The organism is Thiothrix winogradskyi, from assembly GCF_021650935.1.
GTDB classification, from domain to species: Bacteria; Pseudomonadota; Gammaproteobacteria; order Thiotrichales; family Thiotrichaceae; genus Thiothrix; species Thiothrix winogradskyi.
In genome coordinates, this window is the sequence record NZ_CP091244.1 from 2,895,022 (window position 1) to 2,909,688 (window position 14,667).

12 protein-coding genes are annotated in these 14,667 nt (G+C 51.4%); 8 read left to right on the forward strand and 4 right to left on the reverse strand.

Annotated elements, in window-relative coordinates; genetic code table 11:
- Positions 1 to 5 precede the first annotated feature (5 nt).
- Complete coding sequence (gene clpS, locus L2Y54_RS14600; RefSeq protein WP_093066558.1) at positions 6 to 338, reverse strand: ATP-dependent Clp protease adapter ClpS; 333 nt, start codon at positions 336 to 338, stop codon at positions 6 to 8.
- A 182-nt stretch (positions 339 to 520) separates the two neighbouring features.
- A complete protein-coding gene (gene icd, locus L2Y54_RS14605) occupies positions 521 to 1,774 on the reverse strand; it encodes an NADP-dependent isocitrate dehydrogenase (protein WP_236497082.1) in 1,254 nt (417 codons plus the stop codon).
- A 126-nt stretch (positions 1,775 to 1,900) separates the two neighbouring features.
- Between icd and L2Y54_RS14610 the strand changes: the two genes are divergently transcribed.
- From L2Y54_RS14610 to L2Y54_RS14645, 8 genes are all read left to right on the forward strand, one after another.
- Positions 1,901 to 3,703: an endonuclease gene (locus tag L2Y54_RS14610; protein WP_236497084.1), complete on the forward strand. Its 1,803-nt coding sequence runs from the start codon at positions 1,901 to 1,903 to the stop codon at positions 3,701 to 3,703.
- Between the two features lie 62 nt (positions 3,704 to 3,765).
- Complete coding sequence (locus tag L2Y54_RS14615) at positions 3,766 to 4,935, forward strand: efflux RND transporter periplasmic adaptor subunit (protein ID WP_236497086.1); 1,170 nt, start codon at positions 3,766 to 3,768, stop codon at positions 4,933 to 4,935.
- Between the two features lie 66 nt (positions 4,936 to 5,001).
- Positions 5,002 to 5,688: an RDD family protein gene (locus L2Y54_RS14620; protein WP_236497087.1), complete on the forward strand. Its 687-nt coding sequence runs from the start codon at positions 5,002 to 5,004 to the stop codon at positions 5,686 to 5,688.
- Positions 5,685 to 6,683 (forward strand): stage II sporulation protein M, encoded by a 999-nt coding sequence (locus L2Y54_RS14625; protein WP_236497089.1) that lies wholly within the window; start codon positions 5,685 to 5,687, stop codon positions 6,681 to 6,683. The genes L2Y54_RS14620 and L2Y54_RS14625 overlap by 4 nt, the downstream gene beginning before the upstream one ends.
- Positions 6,673 to 8,196 carry a hypothetical protein gene (locus L2Y54_RS14630; protein WP_236497091.1) on the forward strand — a complete coding sequence of 508 codons (1,524 nt, stop codon included), beginning with the start codon at positions 6,673 to 6,675 and terminating at the stop codon, positions 8,194 to 8,196. Before L2Y54_RS14625 ends, L2Y54_RS14630 begins: the two co-directional genes overlap by 11 nt.
- On the forward strand, positions 8,193 to 9,212 hold the full coding sequence (locus tag L2Y54_RS14635; RefSeq protein WP_236497093.1) for a DUF4350 domain-containing protein: 1,020 nt from the start codon (positions 8,193 to 8,195) through the stop codon (positions 9,210 to 9,212). Before L2Y54_RS14630 ends, L2Y54_RS14635 begins: the two co-directional genes overlap by 4 nt.
- On the forward strand, positions 9,187 to 10,161 hold the full coding sequence (locus tag L2Y54_RS14640) for an AAA family ATPase (protein ID WP_236497095.1): 975 nt from the start codon (positions 9,187 to 9,189) through the stop codon (positions 10,159 to 10,161). The genes L2Y54_RS14635 and L2Y54_RS14640 overlap by 26 nt, the downstream gene beginning before the upstream one ends.
- On the forward strand, positions 10,158 to 11,465 hold the full coding sequence (locus tag L2Y54_RS14645; protein WP_236497096.1) for a DUF58 domain-containing protein: 1,308 nt from the start codon (positions 10,158 to 10,160) through the stop codon (positions 11,463 to 11,465). The genes L2Y54_RS14640 and L2Y54_RS14645 overlap by 4 nt, the downstream gene beginning before the upstream one ends.
- Positions 11,466 to 11,467: 2 nt before the next feature.
- On the opposite strand, the gene L2Y54_RS14650 is transcribed toward L2Y54_RS14645, so the two are convergent.
- Positions 11,468 to 12,205: an Lcl domain-containing protein gene (locus tag L2Y54_RS14650; protein WP_236497098.1), complete on the reverse strand. Its 738-nt coding sequence runs from the start codon at positions 12,203 to 12,205 to the stop codon at positions 11,468 to 11,470.
- Positions 12,206 to 12,443: 238 nt separating this feature from the next.
- Entirely contained in the window at positions 12,444 to 14,585 is a 2,142-nt protein-coding gene (gene rlmKL, locus L2Y54_RS14655; protein WP_236497100.1) for a bifunctional 23S rRNA (guanine(2069)-N(7))-methyltransferase RlmK/23S rRNA (guanine(2445)-N(2))-methyltransferase RlmL, read from the reverse strand.
- Between the last annotated feature and the right edge of the window lie 82 nt (positions 14,586 to 14,667).

Genomic DNA, 14,667 nt, shown 5'->3' on the forward strand with positions numbered 1-14,667 from the left:
AAGACTTATGCCTCTTCCATTGTACACAGCAAAGGATGTTGATGTTCCCGCGCAAACCGGCTGACTTGAGCCACCTTGGTTTCCGCTATGTCACGAGTATAGACGCCACAAACACCTTTGCCACGGGTATGTACGTGTAACATGATGCGAGTCGCATTCTCGTGATCCATATCGAAGAACGTTTGCAGTACTTCGACTACAAAGTCCATCGGAGTGAAATCATCGTTTAATAGTATAACTTTAAAGCGGGGTGGTTCTTTTACCTCTGGGCGGGATTCCTGTACCGCTACACCGGAATCCTGGCCGTTACCATGATCTTCTTTGTGTTTTTGCGCCATTTCTACTTTACCTTGCCCCAAGCTTACGGGTTGTCATGCTAATGTTATAAACGGTTTGACCGTTCGCTGTCACTATTCCTTGCATAGATTGGTGTAACTTCCCGAAATACAAGTGTCCCAATAAAAAAACAGGCGACACTCAGGCCGCCCGTTGTCACACAGTAACGCTAACGTGCCATGCCTTACATGTGAGCGATTACATTATCGCCGAATTCTGAGCAGGCAATTTCCTCTGCCCCATCAATCATGCGGGCAAAGTCAAAGGTCACGCGCTTGGAGGAAATCGCCCCCGCTGTGCCTTTGTTAATCAAATCAGCCGCTTCCAACCAGCCCATGTGACGTAACATCATTTCGGCTGATAATACGATGGAACTGGGGTTAACCTGATCCAAACCCGCAAACTTCGGTGCCGTACCGTGGGTTGCTTCAAACATTGCGATGGTATCAGACAAGTTTGCACCGGGAGCAATGCCAATCCCGCCTACTTGAGCCGCTAATGCGTCAGATACGAAATCGCCATTCAGGTTCAAGGTTGCCACCACGGAATAATCTTCTGGGCGCAGCAAAATCTGTTGCAGGAAATTATCCGCAATCACGTCTTTGATCGTGATGTCTTTGCCATTCAACGGATTCTTCATGGAACACCACGGACCGCCGTCAACTTCCACTGCACCAAACTCTTCTTTCGCGAGTTCATAGCCCCAGTTTTTGAACGCACCTTCGGTAAACTTCATAATGTTACCTTTGTGCACCAAGGTCACGGAGTCACGGTCGTTATCAATCGCGTATTGAATGGCCTTGCGTACTAAACGCTTCGTACCATCACGAGAAACTGGCTTAATACCAATTCCAGAGGTTTCCGGGAAACGGATTTTGTTTACGCCCATTTCCTTCATCAAAAACTCAATGACTTTTTTGGCTTCGGGGGATTCCGCTGCCCATTCAATTCCCGCGTAAATGTCTTCGGAGTTTTCACGGAAAATCACCATATTGGTTTTTTCCGGCTCTTTCACCGGGCTTGGCACACCATCGTAGTAACGAATGGGGCGCAGGCACAGGTACAAATCCAAATCCTGACGTAATTTCACATTCAGGGAACGAATCCCACCACCGACCGGCGTAGTCAAAGGCCCCTTGATAGAAACCACGAATTCCTTGACGGCATCGACGGTTTCATCCGGCAACCATACGTCTTCACCGTAAATTTGCGTGGCTTTTTCACCGGCATACACCTCCATCCAAGCAATTTTACGCTCACCGCCGTAAGCTTTTTCTACAGCAGCATCGACTACCTTCATCATGACCGGGCTGATGTCAACGCCAATGCCGTCTCCCTCAATGTACGGAATAATCGGGTTGTTCGGCACATTCAGGGAATAATCAGCGTTAGTCGTGATTTTCTCGCCTTGTGCGGGAACTTTGATATGTTGGTACATCTACTCTCTCCAATTTTCGATGGTTGTTTCTCTGCGCGTGGGAAGCATTATAAACAATTCCCTAACGCTTGGCATACACTCCTGAAACGTGTGAGGATAGTGACTGCAAGAAGGAGACCAAAAAGCATGAAACTTGCCACCTTTAACCTCTACCAGTTTGCCGCGCACGGGTATTACTGGCATGAGCAAACGGAACATAACACCTTTACTGCTGCCGAGTGGGAACAGAAACAACACTGGGTTAGCGCCCGCCTGCACCAAATGGATGCAGACATCGTGGGCTTTCAGGAAGTTTTCAGCATTCCCGAACTTCAGCAATTGTGCCTAGCGGCGGGGTATCCGCATTTTATCCACGTTGACGCCTCAGGGGTACGTGAAGATGCTCCCTTGGTATACCACAAGTCCGTGGTGGCTTTAGCCTCGCGTTTCCCGATTGTGGCAGTTCATCCGGTTGACATTGCCGCAGCGGTGCGCGATGAATTACCACTTCCTGACCATTTCAAGTTTAGTCGCGCCCCTATCTGTGCGGATGTGCAAGTACCCGACTTTGGAATTCTGACCGTCTACGTGCTGCACCTTAAATCCAAACGCCCTGCCTCGCTGGATATGAAGTATGCAGATAAGGTCGAATGGCAACACCGTATCGCAGACACCTTGCAACGCTTATCACGCGGTACGGTTGCCTCTTTGCTGCAACGTAGCTTGGAAGCCACCCTGCTCTATCACCATATTGTGCGCTGGCTAGAACAGGATGCCGCCCACCCGATCGTCGTATTGGGTGATATGAATGATAGTGAAAACTCCATTCCACTCGCCACACTGACCATGCAGGATCGGATTTACGCGATTGGCGGGATAGAAGCAGAGCAATGGCCGGAAGGCATTACCCCGTGGTTATACACTTACCGCCTAGCTGACACGTTCCGGCTTGCACCCAATATGCGCCAACGGGTACGCCCTTTCACCAAGATTCATCGGGGTACGGGTGGGGTACTCGATTACATCCTCGTTTCCAATGCGCTTAACCCCAAAAATACCGATGCCAAAGCGGAAGTGGCGCACTACGAAGTCTGGAATCAGCATTTGGAATCCGATGGGATTGCCGAACGTTTGCAGTCAGATCACGGGCAAGTCTGCGTGGAACTACTCCCCTGCGACGCCCCGCTTGACTACGCGAATAGCATTCACCAACGCCCCGCACACAGCATTAAACACGTTGCCGACATTCTGACACGTCAGGATTTTGTGGCATACGCCGGTGGTATCTTCCAATCACGCAAACATTTCAAACAATGGGACGGCACAGATAAGTGGAAAAACTTCTGGTCATTTTTCTTCGACAACGAATACGGTTGGGTCACGTCGATCTACGGCACTCTTCCCATCAATGAACTGTATCAGAAACAACATCACAGTATTGAACACATTATCCCGCGTGATTTCTTAGACCGTTACCTTGCACACAAAGGTGTACCACGCAATGTACGCAACGGCGCAAGCGTTAACCCCTTCAATTTTGCCCCGTCAGAACGCGGCTTGAATGCCAAACGCTCCAACTTCAATTTCGATATGGATGGCGATACGATTGTGCGCCCTTACAATCTGACACTGCACCCGGATAGTTTCAGCGCAAGCACCGGTTTCGATGCGGATCACGAATGGGTAATCCCCTCACATAACCGGGGTGACATTGCCCGTGCACTCTTGTATATGTTGCTGGTATACGAAATTGACGAACTTTATAATCGCCACATTGCGACTCTGGTACACTGGGCAAAGCTAGATAGCCCCAGTGCGTGGGAAGTGGCTTACAATAATTGGGTCTATTCCCGGCTGGGAATCCGAAATCCGTTTATTGATACGCCTGAAAATGCATTACAATTGCTGGATAATCGCGGCTTGCTGGCATCCATTGAATACCGGCAGTAACGCAAGACCATGCTAACATGCCATAATTTGTTGAATTGCCCGCTTTGAGGATAAAGAATCACATGACTATACGCAAAAAAGCGTCGGTATTGTTAATCGCTGGTTTGTTTGCCAGCACATTTGCCGTACAAGCCGCTGAAATCATCCAGGTCGAAACCACAGGCGCTCGCTCGCAATCGGTCTTGGGTAGCACCGTTATTCCGTACAAAGAAGTGACCTTAAGCGCCCAGATTCCCGGTGTGGTGAAATACGTGGCGGGCGCGGTGGGCACTAATCTTACCGAAGGCGCGGTTGTATTCAAGGTTGACGAAGCCCAACTCATTGCAAAACGGAATGCCGTGGTTGCGCAGATTTCCATTGCCCAAGCGGGCGTACAAAACGCGCAAGCCCAATATTACCGTGAACTGACTTCCCCGCGCAGCAAGGACGTGGGCGCTATGCCCGGTTTTGGGATGCCCTCCATGTTTGACCGCATGGCAGTGCGCCCGTTTGCGGAATCATTCATGGGGGGTTATGACTCTGACACTATCCGTCAGGGCGATTTAACCAATGCCATGTCCGCCGTTTCACAAGCACAAGGTCAGCTCCAACAAGCGATGTCACAGTTACAGGAAATTGACTCTGCCTTACGCGATGCCAGCGCTATTGCCCCGTTTGAAGGCATTATCCTCGAAAAGATGGTAGAAGTCGGCGATACCGTACAGCCTGGTCAGCCGCTGGTCAAATTCGGCTACATCAAATACAAACGTTTGCAAGCCGACGTGCCTTCCGGTCTGGTTGGCAACTTGAGTAAGGATATGTTGTTACCGGCACGGATTGATGGCAGTACCGACACCTCCGTGCGGGTTTCCGAAATTTATCCGATCGCTGACCCCAGCCGCCACACGGTTACGGTGAAGTTTGATATTCCGATGGAAATCACCACTGCACCGGGTATGTATGCAGAAATTTATGTGCCTGAAAACAAAAAAGGCGCAAATCAAACGATCGTCATTCCACGCACCGCCCTGATGAAAGGCAGCAGTTTACCGGGTGTTTTAGTGGTGAAAGACAACAACACCTCGGAACTGCGCATGGTACGCTTGGGCGCTGAACAAAATGGCGGCGGCAAAGTAGCGGTTATTTCGGGCTTGAATCCGGGTGAAAAGATTATTGACAACCCACCAGCAGGTGTTACATCGGGATGGATGCCGACGACTGTTAACCCGGATCCGGCTCCGGCTGCACAATAATTATAAGAAGAAACCTTTCCCACCCTCCCCAGATAAGGGGAGGTACTGGGATAAACTGTGGCTTACATGAGATTAGACACCACCTATACGGTCAACACGCCTGAAGGCATTGCCTTACAACTATCACCCGCAGGGCCTGCCCCACGTTTGTTGGCATGGTTACTGGATCTATTGATACGTGGCTTAATCAGCACCCTATTATTTGCCGCACTTGCCATTTTCGGCAAAATGGGGATCGGCATCGCGCTCATCCTCGCGTTTTTATTGGAATGGTTTTACCCCGTCTATTTTGAATTGCGCCATCAGGGACAAACACCCGGCAAAAAAATGCTCGATATTTACGTCGCCCAAGCCGATGCCAGCCCAATTACCTTTTCTGCCTCTTTAGTGCGCAACTTATTGCGGGTTGTGGATTTTCTGCCTTTCCTTTACGGGTTTGGGTTTGCCAGTATGTTGCTGAACCAACGCTTTCAACGCCTTGGGGATTTAGCTGCCAATACGGTAGTGCTACACAAAACCCATCCAAACGGACACAGCACAACAGTGGATGTGGAAGCAATACGCCCCGAAGTCACGCTGACCTTACCCGAACAACAAGCCATTATGCTGTTTGCCCAACGTAGTCATACCCTCACCTCAGCACGTTTGGATGAACTCGCGCAAATGACCGGCACACTGGTCGCCCAACAACCCAAACCAACCCACTACTTGCAAGGCATTGCCCGCTGGATCACAGGCGGAGGCAGAACATGAAGCAAGAACAATTCATCAGCCAATACCAAGCGCAGTGGGAACAAATACGTGCATGGCTGGATTACCAGCAAATCCCGAAACGGCAGCGTAAACGGGATGCGATCCCGGAACCCACACTGGATTTCCCCGCTGCCTACCGCCAACTGTGTCACCATTTAGCGCTGGCACAATCGCGTATGTATAGTCCCTTATTGATTGCGCAACTCAACGATTTAGTAACACGCGGACATCACCGTTTGTATACCTCACGGCTGCATTTCGCCCATCGTTTCATCCAATTCTATTTACAGGATTTACCGCAATTGGTGCGGCGCGAATGGCAAGCCCTATTACTGGCGGGTATGCTATTTTTCGGTAGTTTTTTTGCCATGTTGATTGCGATTCAAGTTGAACCCGAACTGGTGTATTCGGTGATGGATGGCACAACCGTCGCCAATATGGAAGACATGTATGACCCGCAACGGGATTCACGCTTTGGGCGCGAACGGGAAGCCGATAGCGATGTGTACATGTTCGGGTTTTACATTAAAAATAATACCGGAATTGGCTTTCAGGTGTTTGCGGGCGGCTTGCTCTACGGCTTGGGTAGCGTGTTCTTTTTGCTATTCAATGGCTTATACATTGGCGCAGCAGCGGGACATTTGACGCAAATTGGTTATATCGAAACCTTCTGGGGGTTTGTCGCGGGACACAGTGCCTTTGAGCTAACCGCGATTGTGTTATCCGGTGCGGCAGGGTTTAAGTTGGCAGCCGCTTTGATTATGCCGGGGCGCAAATCACGGGCATTGGCATTACGCGACAATGCGCAAGAAGCAATTCTGATCGTTTACGGCGCAGCAACGCTATTCATTATGGCGGCATTTGTGGAAGCCTTTTGGTCGTCGCAAACTTGGATCCCGGTGCTGGTCAAATACGCGGTGGGCATTGCCTTGTGGTTGCTGGTCATCGCTTATTTTGTGTTATTGGGGCGTGAGGCAGTAGCCGATGAAACTTGACGAGCTGACCGCCAATATCCGCCTGCGCTCCCCTTGGGAAGCGGTTGATTTGGGCTTTGCGCTGGTGCAGCACCATGCGCGTTGGATTTTTCCGGCATGGGCATTGTTGCTGGGAAGTTTTGCCCTGATTTTGTGGGTGCTAACACCGGATGCTTACAAGGCTTATATCCCCATCGTCTTGTGGTGGTTCAAACCCTTGTATGACCGGGTGTTGCTGCACATCCTCAGCCATCAGATGTTTAACCAGCGTTTGTCTAGCGCAGCAATATTCAGCGCATTGCCCGCGCTCATCCGCCAGACGGGATTATTGAGTGCGTTAACTTGGCGGCGCTTATCCTTATCGCGTGGTTTTAATTTACCCATCTGGCAACTGGAACAATTACGCGGCAAACCCCGTGCCGAACGGCAAGATCTGCTGCACTTGCAGGCACATTCGCACGCTATCGGGGTAACGGTTGCCTGTGTGCACCTCGAATATGTGGTACTTGCCAGCCTGTATGTGCTGATTTTGTTGCTCGACCCAACGGATGGTTCGTGGGACTACATCATGGCTGCGTTCACGGAAACCTTAGACACTGATGCACAATATTGGGGCAACTTATTGTATTTGCTGCTGTACGGTCTGACCATATTGCTCATTGAACCGTTCTACGTCGCTGCCAGTTTCAGCTTGTACCTCAATCGACGCACGCAATTAGAGGCGTGGGATATTGAACTCGCTTTCCGCAATCTGGGAACGCGCCTGAGCCAATTGGCACGTGCTCCCCTAAGCCTGTTGCTGGCGGGTTTATTGCTCATCAGTTTGCCGTTCATGACCCCACAGACGGCTTGGGCAAACGCCAACACAAAAGGTGAATACCTCGCGCCGGAACGCTTGCTCCCGCAAGAATCTGCTGCGCAAATCCACGAAGTGATGCAACGCGAAGAACTCGTGGGAATGCGTACCCAGAAGCAATGGGTATTGCGCAACCCAGAGGAGGAAACGGCAGAAGACCCGACCGAAATCGCCGAATCCCTGCAAATACTGTTTGCCACCATCACCAAAATGGCACTATGGATCGCGGTTATCGTCTTGCTGATCATGGCATTTGTGTACCGCAAACGCATTCTGGCTTTGCTGAAACCCCCGAAACGCAAAGTGCCAGCAACACCACCCCCGGATGTGCTATTTGGCATGGATATTCGCCCTGAATCCTTACCCGATGATATTGCGGCTGCCAGCCAGCGCTTGTGGGAATCTGGGCAGCACCGTGAAGCACTTAGCCTGCTATATCGCGGTGCGTTAATGCGCCTCACCCGCCATGATCACCTCAATGTGCAAGCCAGCCATACCGAAGGCGACATTTTACGCTTGGCACAGCCGCACCTGAATACCGAACGGCTGGCATGGTTACAAGCGACCACCCAAGCTTGGCAAGCCATTGCTTACGCACACCGCCCGCCCGACACGCATACTCTCATCCCTCTTTGGGCAGGCTGGCGCACGTTTAACGCCATACAGGAGCGCGTATGAGGCTCCAATCCATCCTAATCGGTTTGTTTGTCGCTTTAGTCACCACCACGGGTGTGCTGTGGTTTCTGAACACTTACGAATACAAAGAAGTGGACGAATACAGCGGTTTTCGGGGGGAAGCCCGTGAAAATCCGCTATTCGCTGCCCGCTTATTCCTCAAGCGCATGGGCATTCCCAGCGAACGCCAAACCAGCCTGCAAACGCTGCCATCTACCAATACCGTGCTCGTGATTGATACCGACCGTTACACACTGTCACGCCAAAAAAGTGAGGCACTGCTGGCATGGGTAGCCAAGGGCGGACACTTAATTACCCGCACCCGCTACGTCAACACTGACCCAGACGCTGAAGATACTGAGCAAACCAGCGACCGTGACCCGCTGCAACTCGCTTTAGGCATCACCACGGGGGAACACATCATCCCCGAAGACGATGACTTACCGCTGGAAGCCGAACTCTCCAATATGAGTCACCCGTTGCAAGTTGACCCCGAATTTTTCTACGCGCTGCAAACCACTGCCGCGCAAGCCTACCCGCAGACCTATAACGATGCGGCTTGGCTGCTGGAAATGGAACATGGCAATGGCTTAATCACATGGGCTGCCAACCTCGACTTTATCCAAAATCCGGCAATTGACGATTACGATCATGCCGAATTTTTCTGGCATATGCTGCACAGTTTACACGATGAACCACAAGCAGTCTGGCTGGTGCATAACGATGAGATGCCAGGATTAGCAAGCTTATTGTGGGAATATGCTTGGGCATTGGTGCTGAGTTTGGCGGTATTTATTCCACTGACCATTCTTGCCCTCAGCCCCCGTTTTGGGCCAATGATTCCTAAACCTGCCCCTGAACGCCGCCGCATTTTGGAACACATCCACGCCAGCGGTTTGTTTATGTGGCAACGTCACCGCAAACACGCTGACACCCAATACAGCGGGTTCGTCGCCCGTGTTACTCAACTTTTGCCGAGCACAAGGAAACAACATGACAACAGCAACCCTGACGCTTGAACAAGCCAGCCATTTAGCCGAAGCTATCCGCAGTGAAATCAGCAAAGCCGTGATCGGGCAAAAGTCAGTCGTGCGTGAAACCCTCATCGCCTTGCTGGCAGGCGGGCATGTCTTGATTGAAGGTGTCCCCGGTCTTGGCAAAACCTTGCTGGTTCGCGCCCTTGCCCGCACCATTTCCGGTCAATTTGCCCGCATTCAATTCACCCCCGACTTGATGCCCGCCGACATCAGTGGGCATGTGCTGTTTGATATGCAAAACCAAAGTTTCAATGTACGCAAAGGCCCGGTATTTACCAACCTGCTGCTGGCAGACGAAATCAACCGCGCCCCCGCCAAAACCCAATCGGCATTGCTGGAAGTGATGCAGGAACAGCAAGTCACCATCGAAGGCAAAGCATTACCCGTGCCGCTGCCGTTCATGACACTTGCCACCCAAAACCCGCTGGAACAGGAAGGCACCTACCCCCTGCCCGAAGCGCAACTCGACCGTTTCCTGCTGAAAGTTTTCATCGACTACCCAGAATTAGCCGAAGAAGCCGAAATGGTCATGGTGGTGACGGACAAACAAATCGGCGACCGCTTCAATCTCAATAATTTGCAGGCGATTGCCACCCCCGCACAGGTCATGGCGATGCAAACCGTCACGGCAGAGATCGCGGTGGATGTGACAGTATTGGATTACGCCGTGCGCATTACCCGTGCAACCCGTCACTGGCAAGGCTTGCGCTTTGGAGCAGGACCACGCGGTAGCATTGCGCTGATTCGGGCGGCACGGGCGAATGCCTTACTCGCAGGGCGTGACTTTGTACACCCGGATGACATTAAGCAGGTGTGTTTGCCGGTGTTACGCCACCGGGTTTCACTGTCGCCGGAAATGGAACTGGAAGGCTATCATGCCGACCACTTGCTACGCGCCATTCTCGACAAAACCGAAGCCCCGCGCTCATGATCTTACCCGCCCGCCGCAGCTTTTATTTGGCTGGCGTGAATGCCGCCGTCGCTTTACTGGCCAGCCTGTTCCCGGAACTCATTGGCATGTGGTATGTCACGGTTGGGGTCAGCCTGTTGCTGGCGTTTACCGATTTACTGCTGGTGGTGACAGAACCTGCGCCGCGTGGTGAACGTTTCGTGCCACATTCGTTACCATTAGGGGTGAAGCGCACGGTGCGCCTGCGCTTGCATAACACGGGCAAACGTCCGCTCACGGTGGAGATTTTCGATCATTTTCCCTTGCAAGTGCAAACCACTGGCTTTCCGCTGCGCTTGGGGCTGGATGTTGGCAAATTCGCCGAACCGCTGTATGAAGTGACGGCGATTGAACGCGGCAAACTGCATTTTCCCTGTTTGCAGGTACGCATCCTGTCGCCGCTGCAATTATGGTGGCATGACCTGAAACTGCCAGTCGTATCCGAAACCAAGGTTTACCCCAATTTTGCTGCGGTCGCGCAATACGCGCTAATGGCGACCGATAACCACCTCAGCCACATGGGGATTATGAAAAAACGCCGTCGCGGCGACGGTCAGGATTTCCACCAATTACGCGAATACCGCGCCGGGGATAGCCTGCGCCAAATCGACTGGAAAGCCAGTTCGCGGATGCGCAAACCCATTTCCCGCGAATACCAGGATGAACGTGATCAGGAAATCATTTTCCTGCTGGATTGCGGGCATCGGATGCTGGCACAAGATGACGCGCTATCGCACTTTGATCACACCTTGAATGCTATTTTGCTGCTGACGTATGTAGCGCTGCGGCAGGGTGATTCGGTGGGTTTGGGCAGTTTTGCGGGGCAAAACCGCTGGTTGCCCGCACACAAGGGGCAACACCAAGTGCAACAGATGTTGAATGCCTTGTACGATTTACAACCAACCACCCACGCACCGGATTATGCGCAAGCCGCCACCGAATTGCTGGTACGCCAGAAAAAACGGGCGCTGATTGTGTTGCTTACCAATCTGCGGGATGAGGATTTGGCTGACCTGTTGCCAGCGGTGCATATCCTGCGCAAACGCCACTTGGTATTGCTGGCCAGTATGCGGGAACAGGCAATTGATCAGGCATTAGATGCGCCGGTGGATAATCTGGAAGATGCCCTGCATACGGCAGCCGTGCAACATTATCTGGCGACCCGCGAAGCAACCTTGGAACGGATACGGGCGGCTGGCATCCGTTGCATGGATGTACCGCCCCCGGAATTATCCGTAAACCTGATCAATCATTATCTGGATATTAAACGCAGCGGCGTGTTGTAAACTCAACGTTGATCACTGACTAAACGGGTGTAACAAATCCAGTTAGTGTTAGGGACACTCTTGCCGTCCTGCACTTCCCCGGAATGTCTCAGTGCCACCATGCTGTCACCCCGTGGATTTTCCGCCCTGACCGTCACGCCGAAATCAACCCCTTGATAATTGCACTCAATACGCCCATCGGCATTGTAGTAAAAGGGCGTACCGGGTTCATAACCGCAATCTGCCGGATTAGTAATCGTATTTTCAGTGCAATAAGGCCCTTTCACCGTATCAGCGAAATAAGTACGGTCAATATTGAATGGTTTTCCATCGTCATGGTATTTAATCAAACCGAATAACTCACCCATTACCGGCAAACGCCAGTCGTTTCTGCCACAAAGACCAGAACCTTTTAAGGCATTGACGTAGCTATAAGCATCACAGGAAGCAGAACCCAAATTGGCGCACAAAGTCTTCCCGTTATAGTCAACTGAAGCGGCGTAACCCCCGTAATTATGCGCGTGACGGTAACGCCAATCTCGATCACGCAAACCACCGTCATCGGTTTTTGCCTCCCAAATCAAGCCGGTATCTTTATCTTTTACGCAACTCCAGTCGGTAGCATTAGCCGGTAACTCATTGCCACCCGCATCCAGTTTCAAATAACGGGACGGTGGTGGCGGCGGCGGTGGCGGTGGCGGTGGCTCTACCACAACAGAAGCCGGAGCCGGAACAGCGGCTGGCACAACCGGTGCAGACACTACCGGTGTAACACCTGCTGTAGATGCCGGGTTGCTTGAACTGCCACCGCCACAAGCGCTTAGCGATGACAACAAGGTAAAGCCCGTTACAATTAGAAGCGGGTGATTGCGCGTTACACTCATAAAAAACCCTAATACATTGATTTGTTTAAAAAGATTAATTGGGCTAAGTATAAAGAACATTGTAACGCTGTCACATATTTATTATATAAAGAGCAATATTTAGTCGATATTCGGTTTATTTGTGCCGAATCAACCAGCAACCATGAATTTTAGGGTCACGTTCAAAATCCAGTGGCAATGACTGTTTGCGGTAATCTTGTACGGCGTATTGGCTTTCGACTTCAGCATCCAACTTAAACTTACGGAAATTGTTGGAAAAAATCAGCGTACCATCCGGCGACAACACGCGCATGGCATCGTTAATCAGCGCGATATGATCACGTTGCACATCAAACGTATCCTGCATCCGCTTGGAATTGCTGAAAGTGGGCGGATCAAGAAAAATCAGGTCGTAATATTCATCACAGTCATACAACCAGTCCAGCACATTAGCCTGAATAAAGCGGTAACGGCGATACGGATCGTGCTGCAAACCGTTCAATTCAAAATTGTCTTTCGCCCATTCCAAGTAAGTCGCCGACATATCCACGCTGTCAACGCGATTTGCGCCACCGATTGCCGCATGGACACTTGCCGTACCGGTATAACAAAACAGATTCAATACTTTCTTACCCTTGGAATGCTGCTGTAACCAATAGCGCATCGGGCGATGATCAAGGAATAATCCCGTATCCAAATAATCACTCAGATTCACTTTAAAGCGTGCACCATGCTCAGTAACGATAAGGGACTGTTCCGCCCTGCCCTGTTTTTGGTATTGGCTTTTGCCCTTTTGCTGCCGCCGTTGTTTCAGGACAATCTTTTTCGGGTCAACCCCCAATGCCTCAGGCAAGGTTAGCAAGGCTTGCTGCAAACGTTGTTCCGCTGCTTTTTCATCAATGGTTTTCGGTGGCGCGTATTCCTGCACATGCAACCAGTCCGCGTAACGGTCGACGGCAATCGCGTATTCGGGAATATCCATATCATAGACACGGTAGGCGTCGGTATGCCCTTGTTTAATGAAACTTTTCAGTTTACGTAGATTTTTGTTCAGCCGATTAGCCAAATCATCGGCAATCCAAGCCGTTGGGCGTTCTTTTTGCACCAACTTATCAAAGGTATAGAGCTTGGACTCGGTTTCACTGTTCAGAAAACGGTATTCTTTGCTGTAAAACAGGTTGGTTAACGCAAGCGGCGCTTCGTTTTCAACGAACAATGCGCCCCGGTAAGTATCCGGCATACTCGCCATCCACTGCCCCAAGGCATCGTAAACCGGGCGTAGCGCGACAACATTGGTGTCTTCAGAAAATGGCGGGCTACTGATCACCAAACCTGCCGCTGCCAATGTGGGTGCTGGCATCGCTTTCAAATCGCACTGTGTCCAACGCGCGGCGGGTAAGTCGATCGAACGCCAATCCGCGCGTGCCGCCATGACAGCAGCAGGATTACTGTCATTGCCCCAAAACTCAAAACGCTCAGCATTCGCCAAACCAGCGTTACGGCGTTGCTCCGCTTCGGCATAGAGTTCACCCCACACGGTCGGCTCATGTCCCAACCAACGTTCCGCAACCGTGTGTTCACGCAATAAACCGGGAGCAATATCCAGCGCCATCAATGCGCCTTCGATCAGAAACGTGCCAGCACCACACAGCGGATCAAGCAATGCTACGGTTGCCGCATCGCTGACTAGCATGTCTAACCACCCTGCCCGTATCAATACCGCCGCCGCTAGGTTTTCACGCATCGGCGCATGGGTATCCACATCGCGGTAGCCGCGTTGGTGCAAACTGTGCAGATTGAGTTCAATACCAATACTGGCATTGCCTTTGTGCAAATTCACCACGACAACCAGATCGGGGGAATTACTGACGCTGGGGCGTATTCCGTGCTGACTGCGGAATTGATCACCAATTTGATCCTTAACCCATTGCGCCCCAAATTGGGTGTTGCGAATATCGTCATTCAGACCAAAGAAGCGTACTTTCAGCGTACCTTCCGGGCGCAGGTGTTGTTGCCAGTCAATGCTGTCAATCAGCGTTTGTAACTCGGCTTGATCCTTGCCGAAACCGTGCGCCAGTTGCAACGTTGCCCGCGAAGCCAGACGGCTCCACAACATTGCCCGGTAGCCGAACCGCAAATCCCCTGTGGCTTGCACACCGGCATGACCGATTTTGACCGATTCTGCCCCATAACGGGTGAGTTCATCTGCCAGCAATGGCTCGATAAATTGAGGACAGGCAAAAAACCATTGCAAAGGGGCTAAAGCGTCTGCTGGCATCGTATTGACCGGGGTTAAAAGCAAAGCGGAATTCTACCATCAAAACCCGTTGGGTTTTGCAGTTGTGCTAACATCTGGTGAA

What these genes read in the sequence shown, in the direction of transcription:
- clpS (WP_093066558.1), bottom strand. Translation starts at nt 338, where the DNA reads ATGGCGCAAAAACACAAAGAAGATCATGGTAACGGCCAGGATTCCGGT.
- icd (WP_236497082.1), bottom strand. Translation starts at nt 1,774, where the DNA reads ATGTACCAACATATCAAAGTTCCCGCACAAGGCGAGAAAATCACGACT.
- L2Y54_RS14610 (WP_236497084.1), top strand. Translation starts at nt 1,901, where the DNA reads ATGAAACTTGCCACCTTTAACCTCTACCAGTTTGCCGCGCACGGGTAT.
- L2Y54_RS14615 (WP_236497086.1), top strand. Translation starts at nt 3,766, where the DNA reads ATGACTATACGCAAAAAAGCGTCGGTATTGTTAATCGCTGGTTTGTTT.
- L2Y54_RS14620 (WP_236497087.1), top strand. Translation starts at nt 5,002, where the DNA reads ATGAGATTAGACACCACCTATACGGTCAACACGCCTGAAGGCATTGCC.
- L2Y54_RS14625 (WP_236497089.1), top strand. Translation starts at nt 5,685, where the DNA reads ATGAAGCAAGAACAATTCATCAGCCAATACCAAGCGCAGTGGGAACAA.
- L2Y54_RS14630 (WP_236497091.1), top strand. Translation starts at nt 6,673, where the DNA reads ATGAAACTTGACGAGCTGACCGCCAATATCCGCCTGCGCTCCCCTTGG.
- L2Y54_RS14635 (WP_236497093.1), top strand. Translation starts at nt 8,193, where the DNA reads ATGAGGCTCCAATCCATCCTAATCGGTTTGTTTGTCGCTTTAGTCACC.
- L2Y54_RS14640 (WP_236497095.1), top strand. Translation starts at nt 9,187, where the DNA reads ATGACAACAGCAACCCTGACGCTTGAACAAGCCAGCCATTTAGCCGAA.
- L2Y54_RS14645 (WP_236497096.1), top strand. Translation starts at nt 10,158, where the DNA reads ATGATCTTACCCGCCCGCCGCAGCTTTTATTTGGCTGGCGTGAATGCC.
- rlmKL (WP_236497100.1), bottom strand. Translation starts at nt 14,585, where the DNA reads ATGCCAGCAGACGCTTTAGCCCCTTTGCAATGGTTTTTTGCCTGTCCT.